Here is a 25,184-nt window from a genome sequence, read left to right as displayed (position 1 = left end):
CTTTATTTTGGCGGTAATTTTGTCGCGGACGGTACAATGAATATAGGCGATATTACAGCATTGACAGAATATGCTATTTTGACTTTGTTTTATATCATCATGGCACAAATGGTCATGGTATTGCTTCCGAGGGCAAAGGTATGTTTAAATCGTATCGGCGAAATTATCAACTATACTCCCGAAATAGCAGACGGGCAGGAACAAACAACGTTTGATGAAACAACAGATGAAATGGTACGCTTTGAAAATGCAACCTTTCGTTTTGGCGACGCTGACGAAGATACCTTGTCAAAAATGAACTTTGTTTGCCGAAAAGGACAGACAACTGCTGTTATTGGCGGAACAGGAAGTGGAAAAACAACGATTGCGAAATTATTGTTGCGTTATCATGATGTTACGGCAGGAAAAATCATGTTAAAAGGTTGTGATATTCGGGATATGACACAGCAGGAATTACGAGGTCACATTTCTTATGTACCACAAAAGGCATGGCTGTTCTCTGGAACGATTGCAGATAATCTTCGATATGGAAACGAGAATGCCACACAGGAAGAAATGTTGCACACCTTAAAGGTTGCACAATCTGATTTTGTTTTCACACTGCCTGACGGTATTTTCTCTCATGTGGCACAAGGCGGCACAAATTTTTCAGGAGGACAAAAGCAGCGTTTATCTATTGCCCGTGCTTTGATGAAAAAGGCAGATTTATATATTTTTGACGACAGTTTTTCGGCACTGGATTTTAAGACAGACGCCGCTCTTAGAAAAGCTCTCGAAGAAGAAACAAAAAATGCTGCGGTTCTGATTATCGCACAAAGAATCAGCACGATTCTTCACGCAGAACAGATTGTCGTACTTGATGACGGAAAAATTGTAGGAATAGGTACACACGATGACCTTATGGAGCATTGCTCTGTATATCGTGATATAGCAAATTCACAGATGAAAGGCGGTGTTAAGAATGGACAATAATCAAGAACTATTTGAAGAAGCCTATGAAATGAAAAATGCCAAACATACAATGTGGCGTTTCTTAGGCACGATGATGAAACAAAAGATACGGTTAATCGTCGTTTTGGTATCCGTTATATTTTATACGCTTTTTACCATCATAGCACCTTTGTACAGTGCTAAGGTCGTTGATTTGATTTGGAGCAACATTCAACAGGCTTTGAGTCAGGAATATGCTTTCCGTATCACATGGCAGGCTGGCGGTATGCAGATGACCATACTTCTTCTCATTTATTTAGCAAGTGCTGGTTTTTATGCTTTGCAAAACTTCTTAATGGCAAGTTTTTCAGAAAAGCTGAATTTACAGTTGCGAAAAGAAATCAGTAGTAAAATAAACCGCTTGCCGCTTGCTTATTTTGACAATCATAAAACTGGCGAGATGATGAGCCGTGCAACGAATGACCTTGATAAAATGTCAGAAGCTTTGCAAAGTGGGTTACTTCGCTTTTTGACTGCGATGGGAACAGTTATCGGTTCGCTAGTAATGATGTTTTCATTTAGTATCCGCCTAACTTTGATATTTCTTGGCTTTTTAGCTATTTCCTTATTTTTAACGAATATTGTTGCGAAAAAGACATTACAGTATGCAACGGAAAGACAACGTTGCACAGGCAATCTCACAGGTGTGATAGAGGAAGCATACAGCGGACGTGTTATCATCAAAGCGTTCAATCATGAAAAAGAAAGCTCAAAAATGATACATGACGCTACGGAAGAACTGGCAAAAGCTACAAGAAAGACAGATTTCATCATGAACGCAATCAATCCACTGATTCGACTTGTCAATCGTTTGGGGCAAATACTGATTGCTGTATTCGGTGGGCTTATGCTGATTGAGGGAAAAATGACGCCAGGTGTTTTTCAGGCATTTTTCCAATATGTCAATCAGGTTGGCGAACCGATTACGGAAATGTCTTATATGATTAATTCCATGCAGTCAGCACTGGCGTCTGTGGAACGCGTATATGAATTTTTAGACGAAAAAGAACTTGTATCAGATATTGAAAATAAAATGACCTTAACAGATGTAAAAGGCAATGTTGGTTTTCAGAATGTACGCTTTGGCTATTCGCAGGATAAAATTTTAATGCAGGATATTAGCTTTCGTGCAAAGGCAGGACAGAAAATTGCAATCGTGGGAAGCACTGGTGCAGGAAAAACAACGATTATCAATCTCCTTATGCGTTTTTATGAAATCAGTGCAGGACATATTATTTTAGACGGTATCTGCACACAAGATATGACACGTACGGAATTAAGAAGTCATTTTGGAATGGTGTTACAGGACACATGGCTGTTTGAGGGAACGATTGCTGAAAATATTGCTTATGGAAAGCCTGACGCAACAAGAGAGGAAATCATAGAAGCATGAAAGTGACTCATGCTGATTTCTTTATCAGAACAATGCCTGACGGATATGACACGGTTCTTACTAATGACGCTGAAAATATTTCCGTAGGTCAAAGGCAGTTATTGACGATCGCCCGTGTTGTACTCTGTAATCCAGCGATACTTATATTAGACGAAGCGACTTCTTCCGTAGATACACGCACGGAAATGGCGATTGGTAAGGCAATGAAAGCACTTATGAAAAATCGTACAAGTTTTGTGATAGCTCACAGGCTTTCTACGATTGTAGACGCTGATTTGATACTTGTTATGCAAAATGGCAATATCATTGAACAGGGAAATCACAAAGAGCTTTTACAGGCAAAGGGTTCTTATGCGATTTATATAACAGCCAGTTTGCATAGAAAAAGATAATATAGACGATGATAGGAATATTGAGCGTTCTGGTCGGAATTGTGCTTTATTTTATAATTTGTATTATTATTGCCTTTATACGTGCATTGTTCTCAAAAAGAAATGAAAGAATGATATGTTTTAGGGAAACATTTTGGAATTTCTTTATTGAAGCATTGTACCCGTTTAACTGGATATGAGTTATGCTAATTGCTTGTACCGACGGAGTGAGCCGTTCAAAGCCCCCGTTATCTAACAGGGGATACTATTACAAAAAACAAAAGACAAAACACATACAAAAGTCCCGATATGAAACGATCTACAAAGTTATAAGGACTTACTGTACTTCACAACCTGTCTTTTCTACCCGACAGATCGAAAACAGCATATTGGCACAAGAAAACACATGATACAAGGTGTATGCTCCTATGGGCGTATGCCTTTTTTGATTGGAGGAACGAACATGAACGACATGGAATTTATCGAAGCATTGAAAACAAAACGGAACGCTTGTGGTTATTCTCAAAGCAGGCTGGCAAAGGAACTGCATATCAGCAAGCAAAATCTAAATGATATTGAGAACGGTAAAACAAGAGCCAGCAAAGAAATGAAGCATACGCTCCTGCATTATTTAGACTACTGCAACTGTACACAGCCCTTTACGCTAAACGTTGATTACCTGCGTGTCTGCTTCTCTACAACGGACGCATTGGAGATTATCAAAGACGTGCTGGCTATGAAGATAGAATACTTTATCCATGAGGATTACGGGCTGTCGGCACTTGGAACACGTCTTACAGGCAAGAGGGATAAACTGGTACAATTTTCTGAGCCGTTGCATGGACTATGAGGGTATCTTTAAGCGTCTGGACTTGGCAATCAATGACATGGGCGGACTGCTGGACATAGCAATCCTAAGAGAACGCTATTACGCCAACAAGGTATGGAAACGTTCCAGAAAATATGAGGGCATAAACAGCGGGAAGTTATCGGGAGCAGACAGAGATACCGCAAAGACCTTTTATATCGGTTCAAAGAACAGCCCTGTCTACTTCTGCCTGTACGAGAAAGAAAAGGAGCAGAAAGCCCTGATAAACAGGGATATATTGACGGTTCGCGATAGTTATAAAAAGATACTGAAAAATCTATGCTGTTTTTAGAAATAAAAAAAGAATAGCCACATTTGATTAATTTGTTGATAATTAATAATATAAATATTCATATTTCCTATTTTTACCATAAATAAAAAAGCTAAACGAATTCACCTTTCAAAAGTATTTCGTTACAGCTCTTTGATACGATAAGTATTCATTTCCTTTTGTATTTGTTTCATATACATGACTTTGACTTTTTGATACAAATTCTTATTTTCTAATAGATGACGACAATAGACATTATATTCACGTAAATAATGGAGATTAACCCAATGACATGAAGAGTCTTTTTGATTCATTGTCGGATAGAGCCAATTTTCATGTAACATTATAGCATTCTTATATCCCTTTTTATCTCTTTTTCGTTGAAGATAGCTTTGCATATCTTCAAACAACACTTCAGCATGTCCATCATCATAATATAAACGTATATAATGCTGGAAACGTTCTGCTAAAACAACTTTTCTATTTAACTGCAATAATTTCCACTTCTATAAGCGCACCCTTAGGTAAACGACCTACTTCAACAGCACTTCTGGCAGGATAAGGCTCTACAAAATATTGAGCATAAATGCTATTAACAGTATTAAAATCATCCATATTGTCTAAAAAGACTGTTGTTTTTACAACATGGGAAAAATCAAGACCTTGACTTTCTAGTAAACCTTTGACATTGTCTAAAGCCTGTTTTGTTTGGGCTTCAATTCCTTCAGGCATTTCACCTGTTTCTGGATTTAAAGGAATTTGTCCTGAAAAGAAAATCATATTTCCAATATCTATTCCTTGACTATATGGTCCAATGGCACCTGGTGCTTTTGTTGTCTGTACAACTTTTTTCATTATCATTACCTCCTATTTTTGATTTATTTATTATAACAAATTTTTATGAGGGAAACTACCATTTACAGGAAATATTGTTTGGATTGTCTGATTCAAATATGATAATGTCTTAATGTATCCAAGTTGAATATGTCCTGCTAGCAGGACATATTCAAAAATTCATGTTATTATATAATCTCACTTTTGTTGGGAGGTTATTCTATGAGAAAGGTTGTTTTAAGAATGAATGAAGAAAATAAATATCTGACTATTAAAAAACTTGTTGAAACTAATGGTAATAAAAAGCGTGCTGCTGTTAAACTTAACTGCTCTGTCAGAACCATTAATAGATTGATCATTAAATATAAAACTTATGGAAAAGCTGGTTTCGTTCATGGCAATAGAGGTAGAGCTCCTGCTACTACCTTCCCTCTTGATATTAAAAATCAGATCATTAAATTATATGTCGATTATTACTCTAATGCCAATTTTACTCATTTCTGTGAAATCGTTCATGATGATCTTAATGTCAAAATCAGTGATACTACCTTGAATAAATGGCTTAGAGAGGAAAATATTATTTCTCCTAAAGCTACCAAAAAAACTAGAAAAATCCTTAAAAATCAACTGAAGGCTCAATTGAATAATACTTCTTCTAGAAAAATTCAAAATCAAATCAAAGAAGTCATTGCCTCTGTTGATGAAAATGATGCTCATCCTAGAAGACCCAGATGTAAATATAAGGGTGAGATGATTCAAATGGATGCATCCAGCTATGAGTGGATTCCTGGTCAAATTTGGCATCTTCACCTTGCTGTCGATGATGCTACCGGTGAGGTGGTTGGGGCTTGTTTTGATCATCAGGAAACATTAAATGGCTATTATCATGTCTTTTATCAAATTCTCACTAACTATGGAATCCCTGCCATGTTCTATACTGATCGCCGCACTGTGTTTGAATATAAAAGAAAAAACAACGCCTTTGATGACGAAGACACCTTTACACAGTTTTCCTATGCCTGTCATAATCTTGGCGTTGATATTAAAACAACGAGCATTGCTCAAGCCAAAGGCAGAATCGAACGATTGAATCAGACCTTTCAATCAAGATTGCCTGTCGAGCTTAAACGTGCTCATATCAAAGATATAGAGTCAGCCAATGAATTTTTAAACTCCTACCTAAAAAATTCAATGACAGATTTGCTCTACACCTCAATAGTACCAAATCGGTCTTTGAAATGCAACCATCATTGGAGAAGATTAATCATACATTGGCGGTTCTTTCACCAAGAAAGATAGATGCAGGACACAGTATCAAATTCAAAAATAAGATATACATACCGGTGACATCAAACGGGACCCCATGCTATATGAAAAATAAGATGGATTGTATGGTCATAGAATCATTTGATGGAGGATTATATGTGAATATTCTTAATCAAATTTACCTGATGCAGGAAGTTCCGAAACACAGTCCATATTCTAAAGAATTTGATGAAGAAATAAAGCCAAAGAAAGAAAAAATAAATATATTCCACCAATGAGTCATCCATGGAAACAAGATTCTTATTTAAGGTATCTTGCAAAGCAAAAGCACCGAAATTGCGGTGCTAATGTTTAAAAATTTTTAGGACATTTTCAAAATTGCTTGACACCATTTACAGGAAATATTGTTTGGATTGCCTATAATATTTTTAATATTGATTGATTTTCGCATATATATTCTAAAATTTGTTGGACGACTCTAGAATTGTTGAATTATGTCCATAAAAATGAATATTGATTCAATCAAAAAAAGAACCTTATGTTCTTGCATAAAGTTCTTAATTCTCTTTATTTTCAGTTTCTTCAATCATTTCTGGTTTAACCATTTTCATAGCTTTCATAGTTTCTCTAGCTTTATAGAAAGCCTGTGCAATATTTAATCCATGATCTCCGATTCTTTCAAAGTCTGTTAAGATTTTGGTATAGACAACACTGTTCTCTGTTGTACATCTCTTCTCTTTTAATCTGACTAGCTGATTCACTGAGAACTGATGGTGTGTCTTGTCAATATTTTCTTCTATCACATCAACTTTATCAACAATACCACTGAATTCATCATAGTTCATGATCTTCAATTCATCTAGAATGTTTACACATAGACTGCTCATGATTCCGATTTCATCCATCGCCTCATGTGAGAATTGCTTATCCTCTTTATAGAGCAATTCTGCGCGATTGGCTATGTTTATCGCATGATCCCCGATTCTTTCAATATCTGCTGCCACCTTTAAGAACAGTCCTATTGGCTGTGCCCCTTCTACTGGAAACTCTGTTGAAATGGCACTTGTCGTAAATTCTACGATGTTTTTATTGAGATAGTTGATATATTCCTCATTCTTTTGTAGTTTTTCATATTTATCTTCCCTGAACTCTATCAACAGTTCAAATGATTTTCTGACATTATCAATCGCTACATCCAACATATTTTGTGTTTCATTGAATAATTGTGTATTCGCTATTGCACTTGTTCCAATATGATAATCATTTGTGAAGATATTAAAGTCCAAATATTTTAACTGCATCTTTCCTTCCAGTTCTGGTTTCTCTGGTAATATCAGATAAGAAAGATTGACTAGTTTTTCACCAATTGGCAATAAGATAATTGTTGTGACAACATTAAAGACTGTGTGTACATTGGCAATCTGTGCTGCCACATTAGTTGGTGTCAATGATGCCATAAACGCTGCAAATGGTGTCACCATACTAATAATCACAAAGATAATTGTTCCTATGATATTGAATGACAAATGAATCACTGTTGTTCGTTTGGCATTGCGGTTGGCTCCTATCGATGCCAAGACTGATGTGATACATGTTCCAATGTTCTGTCCAAACAATACATAAATGGCTGACGGTAAAGTCACGACTCCACTCATCGCTAATGCCTGTAAGATACCCACTGATGCAGATGATGATTGAATGATAGCTGTAAAGACAGCACCTACAAGAATTCCTATCAATGGATTTTCAAAGTTGGATACAATGTTTGCAAACTCAGCTGATTCACGTAATGGAACCATGGCTGTGGACATCATTTCCATCCCCATGAATAAAATACCTAGACCTGCAATGATTTCACCAAAGGCATCAAGTTTCTTGCTTTTAAAGAAAGCAATCAAGACAACCCCAGCAAAAGCAATAACTGGTGCTAATGCTGTAATATCCAAAGCAATCAGCTGACCTGTAATGGTCGTTCCAATATTGGCACCCATAATCACCCATACAGCATTTTTAAGTTGCATAAGACCAGCATTGACAAAACCTACAACCATCACTGTTGTGGCTGATGACGATTGAATAATCGCAGTAATTAAAGCCCCTACTCCAACACCTAAAAAACGATTTGTTGTCAACTTTTCCAAAATTGACTTCATCTTATTCCCAGCAGCCAGCTCCAGACCATTTGACATCATTGTCATCCCATAAAGGAATAAAGCTAACCCTCCAAGTAAAGAGAATATATTTGTCAGTTCCATCATGTCCCTCCTATTTATACACAAATAAAACTTAACATATTCCTAACTTAATGTAAATATTCTTAACGTAATCTTAACATTTCTATCGACATTTTTTTCTGTTATTCACATAATATTTTCAAAGCAAAAAGTTGATCTGTATCAAAATTTACTTATCCCTGTAATAACTTTTCAATCATTTCATGATAACCTTTTTCTAATGCTTTTTGAAATTGTTTCAACTCTTTATCTACCACATTTATTTTGACATACAAAGATATCAAAAGACACATTATTCCAGTAAAACCGATAGAACCCAAATAAATCATCAATTGCTTTCCCTCAAGTTTCAAGAAACCTAATAGTCCCATCCCTATAATAACTACCAACATAAATATCATAACGCATATCCAAGTTTTTTTCTTTAATTGTGATTTTGCTAATCCCCTATTATAAATCCTATATGCCATTTTGAGTTTCCTCCTTTATGGCTTTATATCACTAAAATAAAAACAGAGATTTCTCTCTGTCTACTCTTTTTTCTGCCATTCTATCTTCATGTTTTTACCACAATGAGCTATCCCTACATATAACTTGTCCTTTTAATGAAATATCATACTGTTGAGCTTTTATTTGTTGAATAGCTTCTTTTGCAAGAGTATCTAGTTTCTCTTTATCTTTTGTATACTTAAATTCCATCACATATGATGGTTTATCCGCTAGACTTTCTAAAATAATATCAGCTCTCCCTTTTCCAGTTTCTCGATTACTGATAATCTTATAATCATAAGACAGCCATGCGCACATACCTAAAAACAAAACATGCTAGCTATTTTCATTTTATAAGTCATGATAGAATGGAAGCTGTAAAAGCATCGCTTGATATTTATCTCTAAAATCATCCATTTTTGCTAGTTTCAAAGCATTAAACATAACATTCAAGTTAGATGCATTGACATTTAAATAATAGGCTGTCAACTTTTTAAATTCATCTTGTACTTCCTGATTTGGTATTTTCAGTTTATATATTTGATCTATTGATGAAACTTCATCCACAATTGTCATATATCCTGCATTAACAAACAATCCCCATAAACTTGCTGTATTACTTACTTCAAAAAAACTTGTTTCCATATAAACTGTTGTTTCAACAGCCTCTGTTGTAATGAGTTGTTCATAATCTCTATCAAAAGTTTCATCTCTTTTTTCATGGCTTCTTTAATCATATTATTCTCACTGTTAAACCACAAATTCTGCGATAATGTTAACTGCAGATTAATTTATACTGATTTATCACGTCCTTTTATTTTTAACCGCAGATTATTTGCTACCTGCTGATGGATAGTAAGTGATCAATGAAAAAAGGATATATCATATCGATACATCCTCATAGTTATATTGTTCAAATATACTTTTTATCGCGTATGCAATCCTTCTGCTTTCTAATTCATCATCTATATTATCATACACAGATTCCGTATTCCACATGATATCTGTTGGATATGCCAGTGGTATAAATCTATCCTGGTTTTTTCTTATGATTTTATCGTAGTAATGTATAAACAATTCCCATTCCCCCGCTATTGCGTGCATCTGACACCTATATATACTTTTTTCTGTTTTTATGTTAAATGTATAATATGGTCTAATTTCTATGCAGTCGATCTCCCCAACCTGTTTTTTATTTTCTCTATCTTTATATATATAATCCATCTTTCCTATCCTATCATTAATTCCTTGCCTGCTTCCATGATCAGTTCGCTATCAATGATATCCTTTTTATAATGCATTCCTAATATCAGGCTCTTACTGATGATCTGATTGAGTATCCTGACGGAGGTATTCATCAGTGTATAAAGTGTATGATAGCTTTCTTTTGTAAACAGGTCTGTTCGGCAACCGACCGATTCCAAACGTGATTCCACATAATTTTTTACTTCTTCTTCATTGAATCCTGTAAACGTATAATTCATATTGATACGTTGTCTAAATGGTTCCAGGACTTTAAGTCGCAGTGTTCTTATAAATTCATTCTGCCCTACGAATATCAGTGTACAGTAATCTTTTGAATCATAATCAAAATTCATAAGCATGATGAATTCTCTAAGCACTTCTTTTCTGAGAAATTGTGCTTCATCTATCGCTATAATGACTTCCATTTTGTTTTCTACTGTCAATCTTCTCAGTTCATCCTGGATAGCTTGAAACATCTTCGACTTTTTTGTCATCTCTTCAAGCCCCAGTGCATCATTAAGCATTCTGTAAAAATCTATGGCTGTAATCGTTGTCATACAGATATAGATTACTACATATCGATTGGGGTTGAGAGATTCCAATGTTTTTCTCAGACATGTGGTCTTTCCCATCCCAGGATTGCTTAAAAATACACCGATTCCTCTTGATTTGATGATAAATTCCAATCGGTTCGTCATCTGTTTAAAATCATTAGATTCATATAATGTTTTAATCATTGTATCTTTAGTAAATGGATTTCTGTCCATTCCGTAATACGTTGTCATTTCCATTAATAAATAATCTCCTCTCTTCTTGTCCTTCCGTTTTCAACCTTATCTGTCCTACTGATTGGAACTTTCTTTTTTCGGATATATCATACAGATAGGTATTTTCAAAAGTTCTTGGATCATATCGAATGATTACCCTCATCCCGATATAAATGGACGGAACATCAAATAAAACATTTTCAATCAATACGGTTGAATCTCCATTTACCTTACGTGTCGTTTCATGCATGAACACATCGTCAAGCCAGGCTCTGTATTCAACGGATGATTTATTGGATAGCTGACATACCTCCACGTCCTTCATATCGTACATGTATCTTTCCAATGGAGTGTGATTGTCGTGAATGTCATCCTTCAGTGAAGAATGAGGGGTACGGTTATATTCGTTAATCCAACTTTTTAATCTCATATTGAGCTCGGTCAATGAATGATAATGGCTTCCATGATCCCCATTCATCCATCTCATCTTGATGGTAGAAAAGAACCTTTCAATAACGGCCTTTCCTTCCGGTGAATAAGGTGGATTGTAGATGATTTTTGTGCCCAGCCTTGCTTCTATCTCCTTGGTGCTTTTATTTTTGTAGCTTGATCCATTGTCAAGGATGATCATCTTACTTCTCCCATATCTTAGTACTGCATCATGCCATACCTTCTGAAAATTAACGGCATTATCATTAAAAAAGAATTCAGCACCAACTATCATTCTTGAATGATTATCGATGATGGCAATCAGATAAGTTTTTCTGTACTCACCGGCTTCATCAAAAATATAAAAGGTATGACAGGTATCCGCTTCATATCCATCACATGAATGAGCAAATTCCCATGTACGTCTTTCTTTTGTGACAGGTTTTGACCCATGACGCAATCCTGAATTTTTAATGTACCTCTGAACAGTATCTACCGATACATCACCTACGTTGAGGAGCCCCTTTTCAATCATTCTTTCATAGATCATGACGCCTGTCATTTTAGGGAATTCCTTGATCATATCGCTAATAAAATCTTTATGGCGATTGTCCAGCTTCCTGACTCTTCCGGCATCCAGACGATCTTTAGGCATCAGTTCATCAAATCCACAATTTCTATAAATATAAAGCCAATTCTTTAAAGTTACAGCAGAAAACTTTCTTCTGGTACCATCGGGCCAATCGACCTCATTCTTGGAGACACGCCTAAAATAGGCTTCAGCGGATATATCCGTAAATGTAGCCGAAACGACAGGTGCAATAAGTGAAAATTTGACCTGTGCAACGAGTTTTCTGTACTCGTAACGATCAGTATTCTGTTTGTTCATAACTTTTTACCTCCCAAAAAAGTATAGAACAGTGAAAATGATAAAGATATTTCCATCTTATTTATTTTTATATTCTAATGATCATCATTTCACGAAGGAGCAAATAATTTGCGGTCATATTGAAATAAAGCATGGGAACTCAAATCGTAGATATCATTCATGACATCCTCATAAAGATAAATCATTGAAACAAAAAAAGACATGCGGTAACTGTTTCTAAGCTGCATATAGTAGCGTAGATAGCACATGTATTTTTTGATCCATCTGTAGATTGTAGAAATAGATATTCCATATTTATTTGAAACATCATTTACAGTCAATGAAGAATAAAATTTATCAAAAAGGACAGATAATATAAAAGGAATAGAATATTGGCAATGAGGCACAATGAAAAGATGAGGAAGGACAGCATGAAAATGTTTGCAGTTTTCACAGTAAAGCACGGGAATCGAAACAGTTTCCTCAACAACGGCATTATCACGGAAAGTAATAAAATAGCGATCATAAGAGATAAAGAATTTAAAATTAGGTGACTTACATATATGATCATCATGGATATGAAACGCAGAGAGTTCCAGATGATTTAATAAAAAGGTTTCGAGAAGCTGAAATTCACTAGCAGAGAGAGAATGGTTAAAATTAATAGGACAAGTTTGAAAAATATGCTTGATTAAAACAGAAAATGATTGTACCATAGTAGCGGGTGGATTCATCAAAGATGAACCCAGGAGAAAAGATGAGATTGAGCCTGCAAAACTGAACCTATCTTTTCTCTTTTTCCTTTCTTAAGATTAAAAAAATCAGTCAAAATAAATAACACATAGAATATTATAAATCAAAAAACAGATAAAGGATATAAGAACTGCGGTTTCTAACGGCAAATCTTATATCCTTTTGATTATATTAATCTGCGGTTTTTCATCTAAATTGATTTTGTAGAGTTTTCGGTTTAACATTCTCACTCGTATTAACCCAATAAGTCTGTAAGCTATCATTATCAGCATAGTTAATAATAGACCATGGATTATAAATGCTCTGATTTCCTATATGATAACCATCATACATGGCTTTCACTTCTTCACTCAATGATAAGCCATAGTATTCTAATAATGTTTTGGTTTCTTCTTCTGTAAAACCAAAGTATTGATCATATTGTTTATTTTTCACAGTACAGACAACAAGATTATTTAAATCACTAAAAATATTTTCTTTTGCCACTCTTTGAATTCCTGTCAACATAGCATACTGTAAACTACGTGATGTTTTTAAAGCATTATGAAGCATTGAAGCAAGGCCGTTTTTGATTTCACGGTAAAATCCACCCACATGTGCTTCAATAAATGGGGTATCATATTCATCAATAAAAAAACATGACTTTTTTATCATAATATCTTTCCAGTTGTTCCATCAAAAAAGACAAAGCACTCTCTATCCCATTCGTACTACCATTATTATATTGACTTAAACTTTCTATTATTCCTTGATAAAGGATTGTATCAAATTCATCTAAATCTTGAAAAAGATATTTATTGAATTGATAAAGTTTGATTAAACTTTGTTTAATAGATCTTACAACACTTATTTGATCCCCTTTCGCATTCGCAAGTGATAGAAAAAGAGTTGGATATTGATTTATAAAAGAAGCATATTCTGTTTCCATAATCTTGGTATCTTTAAAAAGTTCTTTTGAATCTTTTGTAATATCAAAGAACTCTGCCATCATCGACATGTTAAGTGTCTTACCAAACGTCTAGGACGTGTAATTAAAGTCACTTTATTTTTTCTTTCTAAATAATCTTTAATCATTAATGTTTTATCAATAAAATAATATTGATTTTGTATTAATTCATTGTATTCTGTAATTCCAGGTGGTAATGCTTTTTTCATTATCTCACCTTCTTTCATATCATAAGTATAACATAAATGTCAGCATGCCAAAACAAATTCTTAGCTCTTTGTTTTCTATATTTTGTTTCATTCAAAAGAATATGAAGATGATTTTGTTTGTATCTGCTTCAAAATGGATGGGTCTTTGATTTGTGTATCTTTTGCAAACATGATGACTTTTGTTAAAATTTGAGCACTCATTGGATCTTCATCTAAGAATGGAAAATAAACTTTTCCTCGTTTTTTCTTAAAAAAAAGACTACTCGTAATGAATAGTCCATAATCTTAATCATGTAGTAGATAAAATCAACTAATATTAAATTTCAACTTATATGAGGTTTCTTTCCTTCAATAGATCATCAAGATAATTATAATTTGGATTATTTTCAAAAACAGTATATTTTACATATTCATCTACCAATTTTCTTAATTTTCCAATATCACAGCTATCTAATATTGGATAAGACTTTAAATCATTATAGTCTTTTGGTCTATTTGATAAAAGTTTAGATAAAGCAAAATTCTCAATGCTTGGAATCTTGACAGTCAAAGAACCAAAAGTAAGTTCATCGACAATAACTAACTCATCTAAAGGAGGAACATTCATCACCCCTCCAATTTCATGAATATTTAATAAATTCATAAAATCTTTTATTTCTTGTGAATTTATTTCATCATTTGATTGAAAATCAACATCTAAACTCATGTGATATTATTTATCTAGTAAATACATCCCAAGACAACTTCCAAACAAATATATTTCATAGTCAATTCCACTACTTTGTAATTTGTTTCCTAAAATTTTTTAATGTCTTGAGCATTTCTTTTTTATCAAATTGATTATGAAATTGTGTCATAATTTAAACTCAAAATATATGGTCGATTAAAAATTGTATTCACATTTTTTAGAACAGAATCATGATGACATTCGATTTGTTTGTAATTAACAAAAAATAAATAAGGATGTTTAAACAAATACATAAATGACTTCAATAATTCATTCTTTCTGTATTTATCATCTTTCGCATTGAGATACATATTAATCATTAATTTTATTCTCTGAATAACAAATCTCATATTATCACTCCTAACATTTGTTATATTAGCATATTTAAAAAATTTATCAATATATCAAAATAGCATAATACATTCTATTATATGTAAATTTGTTATCGTTTATTTATGATTTTAATACATTAAAAAAATCCTGCCAATACATAAGCGAAACTGCTAATATGACAGGATTTTATTTTGATAACTATTTCATTTTGGCAAGTTCACTTGCTTTTCCAATATAAGAAGCTGGTGTCATATTCACTAAAGTTTCACGATCTTCATCAGAAAGAATATCTAAACTTTCAGCAAATTTTAAGATATCTTCTTTAGAAATACTCTTCCCTCTTGTGAGAGCTTTTAAAGTATCATAAGCATCAGGAACACCATATTTTCTTAACATTGTTTGAATTGGTTCAGCTAAAACTTCCCATTTTTCATTTAAGTCAGCGGCTAATTTTTCTGTGTTAACGACACATTTTGCTAGACCATTCAATGTTTCATTCATAGCTTGTAAAGAATAACCAAATGCTAAACCTAAATTTCTTTGACTAGAAGAGTCTGATAAATCTCTTTGCATACGTGATTTAGGTAATTTATTTGATAATGCAACACAAATATTGTTTGACATATCAGCATTAGCTTCACTATTTTCAAAACGAATTGGATTCACTTTGTGAGGCATTGTACTACTTCCGACTTCTCCTTTGACAGGAATCTGTTTAAAGTATTCCATTGAAATATAAAGCCACATATCCACATCTAAATCCATTAAAACATTATTGAAATGACGAATACCATCTAAAATATGACAAGTATAATCATGACTTTCAATTTGTGTTGTAAGTGGATTAAATGTTAAACCTAAGTATTCTTCTACAAATTTCTTTGCCATAGCAGGCCAATCCACATTAGGAAATGCAGTTAAAATAGCACTATAGTTTCCTGTAGCTCCATTGAATTTTGCTTTGATCTGAATATTTTCAATATTTTCAATACTTGAAGCAAAACGATAAGCATAAACTTTAAATTCTTTACCAATTGTTGTTGGTGTGGCAGGTTGTCCATGTGTATGTGCCAACATCGCATCATCACTATGTTCATTTGCCCATTTGTTCATTGCTTCCACCACTTCATTGGCTTTTTTAACCATACATCTTTTAAACCATATTTTATCATACAAGCATAAGATGTGTTATTAATATCTTCTGAAGTACAACCAATATGAACAAAACTAATCAAATCATCATATCCCATGTCTTTTAAAGTTTGACCGATATAATATTCCACAGCTTTGACATCATGACGTGTTGTGGCTTCAATCTCTTTAATTTTTGCAAAGGCTTCTTCATTAAAGTTATTCGCAATCGCTTCAATTTGATTCATATTCGCTTGATCAAATGATTTTAAAATATCACTATCTACATTCTCAATTAAGAATTTCAACCATTGAATTTCTACAAATACACGATACTTCACTAAAGCATATTCACTAAAATATTCAGCTAAAGCATCTTTGACTCCAGCATAACGTCCATCTAATGGACAAAGTGTCATACTTTCAAAAACTTGTCTTTCCATTTATTTACCACCTTTAAAATAATTTACACCTGCTTCAAATAATTTCTGATCCATTTCACCATAGATATTTTTATTTCTATTTTCACCTTGACGTTCACTATGTGCCATTTTTCCTAACACACGTCCATCACGAGAAATAATACCTTCAATCGCCATCATTGACCCATTAGGGTTATATGGTGATACCATTGTTGGTGTATGTTGTGGATCAACATATTGACTGAAGACTTGTCCATTTTCAAAAAGTTCTTCAATGACTTCTTTAGGAGCGACAAAACGTCCTTCTCCATGTGAAATTGGCACTGTATGAATATCTCCCACATTGACACCAGTAAGCCATGGTGATTTCACAGAAGCGATTCTTGTATCAACCATCTGTGATAAGTGGCGACCAATCGTGTTGAATGTTAATGTTGGATCATTTTCATCCATATCTTTAATATGTCCATATGGAAGTAAACCAAGTTTCACTAAAGCCTGGAATCCATTACAAATACCAATCATCAAACCATCACGATTATCTAGTAAATCTTCAATCGCAGCTTTTAATTTTGGACTTCTTAACACTGTCGCAATAAATTTACCAGAACCTTCTGGTTCATCTCCAGCACTAAATCCACCTGGTAACATCATAATTTGTGATTGTTTAATCGCTGTTTCTAATTCATCAACAGAATCTTTCATTTCCTGAGCTGTCTTGTTACGCATTAAAACAAGCTGTACTGTTGCCCCGCACGTTCAAAAGCACGTTTAGAATCATATTCACAGTTTGTTCCTGGGAATACTGGAATGACAACTTTAACTTCATCATAAGTCTGTTTGGCTTTTAATTCACTTCTTTGATCACAGTCTTTGATAATCATATCCTGTGTTGGGGCTGTTTCTGTTGTTGGATAGACATCATCTAAAACAGATTCATAAACTTGATAAGCCACGTCTAGTGATAAAGTTTCACCGTGATACATCATAACAGATTCAGCCATTGTCTGTCCAATGATTCTTGTATGTGGTAAAGTCACCACACTGGCATCTTCAACTTCTAAGATGATATGTCCATAATCTTTTTGAACTAATGTTTCTAAAGCTAAATCATCTGCGAATTTGACACCAATATTATTACCAAAAGCCATCTTATAAACAGCTTCAATCACACCACCATCTTTGATTGTATAAGCACTATAAACCTGACCATTTTTCATTAACTGCATGATACCATCATATTGCGCTTTTAAAGCATCAAAATCATAAATATGATATTGATCTTTTGGTAACATGACTTCAACTAAAGTATGATCAGCTGCTTTAAGCTCAGGTGTGATCACATCATCAACCTCTGCCCCTGTAATCGCAAATGATACAAGTGTTGGAGGAACATGTATATCTTCAAAAGACCCTGACATCGAATCCTTTCCACCAATTGAAGGTAATTTCATCTCAGATTGCACACGATAAGCACCAAGTAATGCGGCAAATGGTTTTCCCCATCTTGATGGGACATCTAATAACTTTTCAAAATATTCTTGGAAAGAGAAACGAATTGTCTGATAATTTCCACCCATTGCGACAATTTTCGCAATAGATTCCACAATTGCATAAACAGCACCATGATATGGTGACCATTTAGAAATCACTGGATTATATCCATAACTCATTAATGAACAAGTTGTTGTTTCTTTACCTAAAACAGGAATTAAAGCAGCCATACCTTCTGTTTGTGTTCTTAATGTTTTACCACCAAATGGTGATAAAACAGTTCCATTACCAATAGATGAGTCAAATCTTTCAATTAATCCTTTTTGACTACATACTGATAAACGACTTAAGACTTCTTTTGATGTTTCCACAAATGAAGATTGTTTCACTTCATCAAATGGTGTGTTATCAAAATCAGGTAATTCAACTTGGACTTTTTGATAACGTGAAGCCCCATTTTTATCTAAGAAGGCACGATCTAAATCCACCACTGTTTGACCCATATAAGTCATTGTGAGACGATTTTGATCAGTAACAGTTGCCACTTTCACAACTTCTAAGTTTTCTTGATCACAAGCTGCTTTGATAAAAGCTTCATCACTTGGATCAATCACAATCGCCATACGTTCCTGAGATTCAGAAATCGCTAATTCAGTTCCTGTTAAACCTTCATATTTTTTAAGTACTGCATCTAAGTTAATCTCTAAACCATCAGCTAATTCACCAACAGCCACACAGACACCACCAGCTCCAAAGTCGTTACAACGGACAATACGTTTAGAAACTTCTGGATTTCTAAATAATCTTTGGATTTTTCTTTCTTCCACTGGATTTCCTTTTTGAACTTCAGCACCAGCTGTTGTCGTTGTTTTTAATTCATGTGATTTTGATGAACCTGTTGCCCCACCAATACCATCACGTCCAGTTCTTCCTCCAATTAATAAGACAATATGTCCTTTTAATGGTTCTAGACGTTTCACTTGATCTTTTGGTGCTGCTGCAACAACAGCTCCTAATTCCATACGTTTTGCTAAAAAGCCATCATCATAAACTTCATGCACAAAACCAGTTGTTAAACCAATTTGGTTTCCATAACTTGAAAAACCATGGGCAGCTTCTTGACAAATTTTACGTTGTGGTAATTTCCCTTTTAATGTTTCATCCAATGATTTTCTAGGATCAGCCGCCTCCAGTAATACGCATTGACTGATAAACATAAGCACGTCCTGAAAGTGGGTCACGAATTGCCCCACCTAAACAAGTAGCAGCTCCCCCAAATGGTTCAATTTCAGTTGGATGGTTATGTGTTTCATTTTTAAACATCAATAACCAGTTTTCATCACCATCACTGGTATGAACAGTTAATTCTACAGAACAAGCATTGATTTCTTTTGACACTTCTAAATCATCTAAATAACCTGTTTTTCTTAATTCTTTCATTGAAATAGTCGCTAAATCCATTAAAGTCAATGGACGTTTTGTATCGACACCATAAACCAAATGACGTGATGTTTTATAGTTTTCTACATCTTTTTCTAAGATTTCTTTAAACGCACCATTTTCAATATCTAAATCTGTAATAATTGTCGCAAAAGTTGTATGGCGACAATGATCAGACCAATAAGTATCTAATACTTTTAATTCTGTTTCTGTTGGATTACGTTTTTCTTCATTTTTAAAATAATCTTGAGTGACTTTTAAATCATCTTCATTCATTGCCATACCATTATCTTGAAGATATTGTTTTAAATCTTCATCACTCATTTCCATAAATCCATCAATCACTGGTACAGGATCAATATGCACATCTTCATCATTTAAATGTTCAGGTTTTTCTAATGAAGCTTGGCGTTGATCAACAGGGTTAATCAAATAGTTTTGAATACGTTTTACATCTTCATCAGTCAAAACACCTTGTAAAACAATGAGTTTTGCACATTTGACTTTGACATTCTTTTCTCCAGTTAAAACTTGAAAACATTGTTCACAAGCATCAGCTCTTTGATCATATTGACCAGGTAAGAATTCAATCGCAAACACTCTCGCATTATCTTCTACAGAATAATCTTCTAAATAAACTTCATCAACCATTGGTTCACTTAAAATCGTTGGAATCCCCTGTTTTAAGACATCTTCATGAATTCCTTGAAGATCATAACGATTGACAACACGCACAGATGTTACATTTGTCATTTTTAATTGTGTTTGAATATTGTTTAATAATTCATTGGCTTCTACAGCGTAAGCTGTTTTCTTTTCTACATATACACGATAGACTTTACTCATCTTTTCACCTCAATTTAATCCAATGTCTTTACGATAATATTTGCCTTCAAAATCAATGATTTGGGCAGCCTGATAAACTTTTTCTCTTGTTTCTTCTAATGATTTTCCATAAGCACAAATATTTAAAACACGACCACCACTTGCTATTAATTCATGATTTTCATTAAATGATGTTCCAGCATGGAAAACAATAATATCATCACTCACCTTATCAATACCTGTAATGACTTTCCCTTTTTCATAACTTCCTGGATAACCAGCGCTTGCTAAAACAAGACAAGCTACCTGTTCATCTTTCCATTTGACATCAATATCTTTTAATGTCTTGGTACTCACTGCATACATAATATCAAATAAATCTGTATCTAATCTTAATAAGATAGATTGTGTTTCAGGATCTCCAAAACGAACATTAAATTCTAAGACTTTCGGTTGATTGTTTTCAATCATTAAACCAATGAAAACAACCCCTCTATAATCCATGTGATCAGCTTTTAAACCTTTCATAAAAGGATCAAGAATTTCTGTTTTAAAAATATCATCCATGTCTTCAGGTAAAAATGGATTAGGCGAAACAGTTCCCATACCACCTGTATTTGGTCCTTTATTACCATCTTCAATTTGTTTATGATCTTTGGCACTGACCATTGGCACAATGGTTTCACCATCAGTAAAACATAATAATGAACATTCAAAACCATTTAAGAATTCTTCTAAAACAACTTTTGAACCTGCACCATCTAAAGCACCATCAACCATCATATCTTTTAATGTCTCTTGTGCCTGTTGTTCATTTTCACAAATGACAACACCTTTACCTGCTGCTAAACCATCAGCTTTCACGACAACCGGATAATCGAATTGTGCTAAAGCCTGTAAAGCTTCTTCATAAGAATTGACTTCTTTGTATGCAGCTGTAGGAATATGATGTCTTTGCATAAAGTCTTTAGAGAAAGCTTTGCTGCCTTCTAAAGTCGCTGCATGTTTCGTTGGACCAAACACAAGATGCCCATGACTTTCTAATAAATCAGCCAATCCCATGCATAATGGAACTTCTGGACCAATAACTGTAAAATCAATAGCGTGTTCTTCTACAAATTTTAAAATACCATCCAAATCTTCCACACTACCAGGATGACATGTCCCAATAGCTGCGATACCAGGGTTACCAGGAATCGCATGAATTTCGTCAACTTTTGGACTTTTTGATAAAGCATAGGCAATCGCATGTTCACGACCACCACTGCCAATAACTAATACTTTCATAGTTTCCTCCTCTATTTTGGATATACAACTTGAAATTTTTCACATACAACAAGCATCTTTTCATCAAATGTTTGATGGTTGGCTTGCATTTCTTTTTCAAAGAATGAGCGATGGACGGATTGCCAATAGGCTAATGTACGATCACCTTCGCCTTCTAAATAAGCATGGGTTGCATCCACTTCACAAAATGGCTTGATTTCAACCGCTGTTGTTTGAATAATACAAACAGCTTGATTATGACTATCTAAAATAATACTATACTCACCCACTTGAGGTAAGGGTTCATTTTCATAAAGGGCATAAGCTGAAGATGTCGCTGTCTTGATACCATCTAATGTCAATTGAGCAAGTTCGTCTGGACTTTCACCATATGCCCATGCCTGATAAGAGTCATTTTCTTTTTTATCTTCAAAGGCTTCCCACATCTCTTGTTCACTCATCTTGATTACCTCTATTAATGTCTAAAATGTCTATAGCCACTAAAGACCATTGGAATATTCTTTTCATTACATAAATCAATAGAATCTTGATCACGAATACTTCCACCAGGTTGGATAATCGCTCCAACACCAGCATTAGCTGCCACTTCGACACAGTCATTGAATGGGAAGAAGGCATCGCTAGCAAGAACAGAATCTGTAAAATCTTTATCCGGATTATTTCTAATCGCATTTTCTAATGCCCAGACACGTGAAGTTTGTCCTCCACCAATGGCTAAAGTGACACCATTTTTGACAATACAGATGGCATTTGATTTGACATATTTAACAACTTTCATACCAAATTCCATATCTGTTAACTGTTCCTTCGTTGGTTGAACATCTGTCACAACTTTCATGTCATCAATCATCTTTGTATTTAATTCCTGAACAAGTACTTTTCCTTCAAGATATTTAATATCATATTTGGCATCTCTAGCATCTAAATTCTTTAATTTTAAAATACGTAAGTTTTTCTTTTTCTTTAAAACTTCTAATGCATCTTCATCAAAATCAGGTGCAGCTACAATTTCTAAGAAAATTTTATGCATTTGCTCAGCTGTTTGTTTATCAATTTTATAGTTCACTGCAACAATGCCACCAAAGATTGATTGTGGATCAGCTTCATAGGCTTTCATATAAGAATCATAACCTGTTTCACCAATTGCTACACCACAAGGTGTTGAATGTTTAATGGCAGCTGTTACAATTTGATCACCAAATTCTCTGACTAAAGCTACTGCTCCATATAAATCATTCACATTATTGAAAGAAATTTCTTTACCATGTAACTGTTCATAATCTAATAATGATTTTTGAACATATGTATCTTCATATTTATTAGCTGCTTGTTGAGAGTTTTCTCCATAACGTAAATGTTCCACTTTCTTTAAAGAAATATTTAAAGTATCAGGGAATTCATCATGACATACATCTGCAAAATAACGAGAAATCATGGCATCGTAAGCACCAGTTGTACTAAAGGCTTTATATGCCAAATGCAATCTCATATCATAATCATCTTGTTGATTTTTAATGGCTTCTAAAACTTTTGAATAGTCAGCTGGATCAGTGACAATCAAGACATCTTTAAAGTTTTTAGCTGCACTTCTAATCATTGAAGGACCACCAATATCAATATTTTCAATCATATCTTCCATTGGTTTTCCAGCTTTTAAAGCTTTTTCAAATTCATATAAATTCACACATACCAAATCAATAGGTTGAATATGATGTTCTTCAATTGTTTTAACATGTTCAGGATTATCTCTTTTATATAATAAACCTCCGTGTACTTTTGGATGTAAAGTTTTGACACGTCCATCTAACATTTCAGGAAAACCAGTGACATCATCAATCGCAATACAAACCACATCATTATCTTGTAAGACTTTCATTGTCCCACCTGTGGAAACAATTTCAAAACCTAATTCAACTAAGCCTTTTGCAAAATCAACAACACCATCTTTATTTGTTACAGAAATCAAAGCTCTTTTCATTTAAATCACCTTTGCCCTTCCATTTTCTATTTGTATTCTTCCATCACAATATAATCCTACAACTTCAGGTAAAATCTGATGTTCAATTTCTAAAACCCTCGCCTGAATATCTTCAGCCTTGTCTAAATCAGAAATATCACAAGCCACTTGTTTAATAATTGGTCCTTCATCAATTTCACTGCTGACAAAATGAACCGTCGCACCACTGACTTTCACACCTCTTTGTAAAACAGCCTCATGGACATGCATCCCATACATTCCTGCTCCACAAAAAGAAGGAATCAAGGAAGGATGAATATTGATAATCTGATTTGGATAAGCATCAATCAATGTATCTGTTAAAATCGCTAAATAACCCGCTAATACAATTAAATCAATATTTCTTTGCTTTAACATCGATACCAATAAAGCATCATCTTTTTTGACAACAGCTGTTTCAATACCGGCATTTTTGGCACGTTCTAAACCATAGGCTTTCAAACGATTAGAAACAACAAGTTCAATCTTGCCATTAATTTTTCCTGCCTCACAGGCATCAATGATTGACTGTAAATCCGTTCCCCCACCAGAGATGAACACAGCAATCTTTAACATAATTGAACTCCTTTGTCACCATCTTCAATATGTCCAACAACATAACAATGATCACCAGCTGCCTCAATAGCTTTCATTGCTTCTTTGACATCTTCTGGTTTTAAAGCAATGACCATACCAAGTCCCATATTGAAAGTATTATACATCATGTTTTCTTCAATTTGTCCTTGTTTTTGAATCAAATCAAAGATTGGTGGAACTGGATAGCTGTCTTTTTGAATCACAGCTAATGCATGTTCTGGTAACATTCTAGGTACATTTTCAAAGAATCCGCCACCAGTAATATGTGAACATCCTTTAATTTGAATACCTGCTTTTTTGATATTCTTTAAAGCTTTGACATAAATGCGTGTAGGTGTTAATAACACTTCACCTAAAGTCCCATTCAATTCATCATAATAAGTGTTTAATGATTCTTCGCTCATTTCAAAAACTTTTCTCACAAGTGAAAAACCATTACTGTGGACTCCACTTGATGCAATCCCTACAAGAACATCTCCAGCTTGAATTGTAGAACCATCAATAATATCTTTTTTATCCACAACACCAACTGCAAAACCAGCTAAATCATAATCATTTTCAGGCATTAATCCTGGATGCTCAGCAGTTTCTCCACCAACTAAAGCACATTCAGATTGAATGCATCCTTCAGCCACACCACTGACAATTGTTGCGATTTTTTCAGGATAGTTCTTTCCACAAGCAATATAATCTAAGAAAAATAATGGTTCTCCCCCACTACATGCAATGTCATTGACACACATAGCCACCGCATCAATACCAATAGTATCATGTTTATCTAAAATAAAAGCTAATTTGACTTTTGTTCCACAACCATCAGTTCCAGAAAGCAATACAGGTTCTTCCATATTTTTAATCGCACTTAAATCAAAAGCTCCAGCAAAGCCACCAAGACCCCCAAGCACTTCAGGACGCATTGTTGCTTTGACATGTTTTTTCATCAATTCTACTGATTTATATCCAGCTTCAATATCCACACCAGCTTTTTTATAATCCATA

Annotated in this window: 26 protein-coding genes and 3 pseudogenes; 7 read left to right on the top strand and 22 right to left on the bottom strand. The window is 34.2% G+C overall.

The genetic code is table 11. The features are described from left to right. Positions 1-36: 36 nt before the first annotated feature. The 5 genes from NMU03_RS10350 to NMU03_RS10330 all read left to right on the top strand — a co-directional run bounded on the left by NMU03_RS10350 (position 37) and on the right by NMU03_RS10330 (position 3,914). Positions 37-972: an ABC transporter ATP-binding protein gene (locus NMU03_RS10350; RefSeq protein ID WP_290138130.1), complete on the top strand. Its 936-nt coding sequence runs from the start codon at positions 37-39 to the stop codon at positions 970-972. Further along, a complete protein-coding gene (locus NMU03_RS10345; RefSeq protein ID WP_290138129.1) occupies positions 962-2,383 on the top strand; it encodes an ABC transporter ATP-binding protein in 1,422 nt (473 codons plus the stop codon). The genes NMU03_RS10350 and NMU03_RS10345 overlap by 11 nt, the downstream gene beginning before the upstream one ends. Further along, on the top strand, positions 2,380-2,775 hold the full coding sequence (locus NMU03_RS10340) for an ATP-binding cassette domain-containing protein (protein ID WP_290138127.1): 396 nt from the start codon (positions 2,380-2,382) through the stop codon (positions 2,773-2,775). Before NMU03_RS10345 ends, NMU03_RS10340 begins: the two co-directional genes overlap by 4 nt. Before the next feature lie 442 nt (positions 2,776-3,217). Then, positions 3,218-3,604 carry a helix-turn-helix domain-containing protein gene (locus tag NMU03_RS10335; RefSeq protein ID WP_290138125.1) on the top strand — a complete coding sequence of 129 codons (387 nt, stop codon included), beginning with the start codon at positions 3,218-3,220 and terminating at the stop codon, positions 3,602-3,604. Next, positions 3,594-3,914 carry a replication initiation factor domain-containing protein gene (locus NMU03_RS10330; protein ID WP_290138123.1) on the top strand — a complete coding sequence of 107 codons (321 nt, stop codon included), beginning with the start codon at positions 3,594-3,596 and terminating at the stop codon, positions 3,912-3,914. The genes NMU03_RS10335 and NMU03_RS10330 overlap by 11 nt, the downstream gene beginning before the upstream one ends. A 122-nt stretch (positions 3,915-4,036) precedes the next feature. Here the strand turns inward: NMU03_RS10330 and NMU03_RS10325 are convergent, their stop codons facing one another. Then, the gene (locus tag NMU03_RS10325; RefSeq protein WP_290138122.1) at positions 4,037-4,387 is read right to left on the bottom strand and encodes a hypothetical protein; all 351 of its coding nucleotides are present in this window, start codon (positions 4,385-4,387) and stop codon (positions 4,037-4,039) included. After that, positions 4,374-4,748 carry a RidA family protein gene (locus NMU03_RS10320; RefSeq protein ID WP_290138119.1) on the bottom strand — a complete coding sequence of 125 codons (375 nt, stop codon included), beginning with the start codon at positions 4,746-4,748 and terminating at the stop codon, positions 4,374-4,376. The genes NMU03_RS10325 and NMU03_RS10320 overlap by 14 nt, the downstream gene beginning before the upstream one ends. Positions 4,749-4,949: 201 nt before the next feature. On the opposite strand from NMU03_RS10320, the gene NMU03_RS10315 reads away from it, so the two are divergent. Next, complete coding sequence (locus NMU03_RS10315; RefSeq protein WP_290138117.1) at positions 4,950-6,026, top strand: ISNCY family transposase; 1,077 nt, start codon at positions 4,950-4,952, stop codon at positions 6,024-6,026. Between the two features lie 71 nt (positions 6,027-6,097). Beyond that, on the top strand, positions 6,098-6,271 hold the full coding sequence (locus NMU03_RS10310; RefSeq protein WP_290138115.1) for a hypothetical protein: 174 nt from the start codon (positions 6,098-6,100) through the stop codon (positions 6,269-6,271). Between the two features lie 279 nt (positions 6,272-6,550). On the opposite strand, the gene NMU03_RS10305 is transcribed toward NMU03_RS10310, so the two are convergent. The 20 genes and pseudogenes from NMU03_RS10305 to purM form a co-directional block, all read right to left on the bottom strand. After that, positions 6,551-8,248 (bottom strand): Na/Pi cotransporter family protein, encoded by a 1,698-nt coding sequence (locus NMU03_RS10305; RefSeq protein ID WP_290138113.1) that lies wholly within the window; start codon positions 8,246-8,248, stop codon positions 6,551-6,553. A 152-nt stretch (positions 8,249-8,400) separates the two neighbouring features. Next, complete coding sequence (locus NMU03_RS10300; protein WP_290138111.1) at positions 8,401-8,697, bottom strand: hypothetical protein; 297 nt, start codon at positions 8,695-8,697, stop codon at positions 8,401-8,403. Positions 8,698-8,791: 94 nt separating this feature from the next. Then, positions 8,792-9,046 (bottom strand): PD-(D/E)XK nuclease domain-containing protein, encoded by a 255-nt coding sequence (locus NMU03_RS10295; protein ID WP_290138110.1) that lies wholly within the window; start codon positions 9,044-9,046, stop codon positions 8,792-8,794. A gap of 21 nt (positions 9,047-9,067) precedes the next feature. Further along, the gene (locus tag NMU03_RS10290; RefSeq protein WP_290138109.1) at positions 9,068-9,361 is read right to left on the bottom strand and encodes a hypothetical protein; all 294 of its coding nucleotides are present in this window, start codon (positions 9,359-9,361) and stop codon (positions 9,068-9,070) included. A gap of 237 nt (positions 9,362-9,598) precedes the next feature. After that, positions 9,599-9,940, bottom strand: coding sequence for a hypothetical protein (locus NMU03_RS10285; RefSeq protein WP_290138108.1), 342 nt, complete (start codon positions 9,938-9,940; stop codon positions 9,599-9,601). Positions 9,941-9,945: 5 nt separating this feature from the next. Next, positions 9,946-10,752: an ExeA family protein gene (locus tag NMU03_RS10280; RefSeq protein WP_272595460.1), complete on the bottom strand. Its 807-nt coding sequence runs from the start codon at positions 10,750-10,752 to the stop codon at positions 9,946-9,948. Continuing rightward, on the bottom strand, positions 10,706-12,046 hold the full coding sequence (locus NMU03_RS10275; protein WP_290138106.1) for a TnsB C-terminal domain-containing protein: 1,341 nt from the start codon (positions 12,044-12,046) through the stop codon (positions 10,706-10,708). Before NMU03_RS10275 ends, NMU03_RS10280 begins: the two co-directional genes overlap by 47 nt. Positions 12,047-12,135: 89 nt before the next feature. Continuing rightward, entirely contained in the window at positions 12,136-12,759 is a 624-nt protein-coding gene (locus NMU03_RS10270; RefSeq protein WP_272595462.1) for a DUF6431 domain-containing protein, read from the bottom strand. A 205-nt stretch (positions 12,760-12,964) separates the two neighbouring features. Then, a complete protein-coding gene (locus tag NMU03_RS10265; RefSeq protein WP_290138104.1) occupies positions 12,965-13,432 on the bottom strand; it encodes an AAA family ATPase in 468 nt (155 codons plus the stop codon). Then, positions 13,404-13,933: pseudogene (locus tag NMU03_RS10260) on the bottom strand (AAA family ATPase). The gene NMU03_RS10265 and the pseudogene NMU03_RS10260 overlap by 29 nt, the downstream one beginning before the upstream one ends. A gap of 87 nt (positions 13,934-14,020) precedes the next feature. After that, on the bottom strand, positions 14,021-14,203 hold the full coding sequence (locus tag NMU03_RS18045; RefSeq protein ID WP_435372951.1) for a DUF7737 domain-containing protein: 183 nt from the start codon (positions 14,201-14,203) through the stop codon (positions 14,021-14,023). 58 nt (positions 14,204-14,261) lie between these two features. Beyond that, positions 14,262-14,639 (bottom strand): DUF6036 family nucleotidyltransferase, encoded by a 378-nt coding sequence (locus tag NMU03_RS10255; protein ID WP_290138103.1) that lies wholly within the window; start codon positions 14,637-14,639, stop codon positions 14,262-14,264. Positions 14,640-14,773: 134 nt separating this feature from the next. Next, positions 14,774-15,010, bottom strand: a complete 237-nt coding sequence (locus NMU03_RS10250; protein ID WP_290138102.1) for a hypothetical protein — start codon at positions 15,008-15,010, stop codon at positions 14,774-14,776. Positions 15,011-15,191: 181 nt separating this feature from the next. Beyond that, a pseudogene (purB, locus tag NMU03_RS10245) lies at positions 15,192-16,567 on the bottom strand (adenylosuccinate lyase). After that, positions 16,568-20,326, bottom strand: a pseudogene (locus NMU03_RS10240) (phosphoribosylformylglycinamidine synthase). A gap of 9 nt (positions 20,327-20,335) precedes the next feature. Further along, the gene (gene purD / locus NMU03_RS10235; protein ID WP_290138100.1) at positions 20,336-21,592 is read right to left on the bottom strand and encodes a phosphoribosylamine--glycine ligase; all 1,257 of its coding nucleotides are present in this window, start codon (positions 21,590-21,592) and stop codon (positions 20,336-20,338) included. Between the two features lie 11 nt (positions 21,593-21,603). Continuing rightward, positions 21,604-22,032, bottom strand: coding sequence for an ASCH domain-containing protein (locus NMU03_RS10230; protein ID WP_290138099.1), 429 nt, complete (start codon positions 22,030-22,032; stop codon positions 21,604-21,606). Positions 22,033-22,046: 14 nt separating this feature from the next. Continuing rightward, positions 22,047-23,570, bottom strand: coding sequence for a bifunctional phosphoribosylaminoimidazolecarboxamide formyltransferase/IMP cyclohydrolase (purH, locus tag NMU03_RS10225; protein ID WP_290138098.1), 1,524 nt, complete (start codon positions 23,568-23,570; stop codon positions 22,047-22,049). Continuing rightward, on the bottom strand, positions 23,571-24,164 hold the full coding sequence (gene purN / locus NMU03_RS10220) for a phosphoribosylglycinamide formyltransferase (protein ID WP_290138096.1): 594 nt from the start codon (positions 24,162-24,164) through the stop codon (positions 23,571-23,573). Beyond that, a complete protein-coding gene (purM, locus tag NMU03_RS10215) occupies positions 24,158-25,183 on the bottom strand; it encodes a phosphoribosylformylglycinamidine cyclo-ligase (RefSeq protein ID WP_290138094.1) in 1,026 nt (341 codons plus the stop codon). The genes purN and purM overlap by 7 nt, the downstream gene beginning before the upstream one ends. Position 25,184 lies beyond the last annotated feature (1 nt).

It is taken from the genome of Allocoprobacillus halotolerans, assembly GCF_024399475.1.
Taxonomy (GTDB): Bacteria; Bacillota_I; Bacilli_A; order Erysipelotrichales; family Coprobacillaceae; genus Allocoprobacillus; species Allocoprobacillus halotolerans.
Note: the sequence above shows the minus strand (reverse complement) of the source record. Positions and strands in the feature narration are given on the sequence as shown.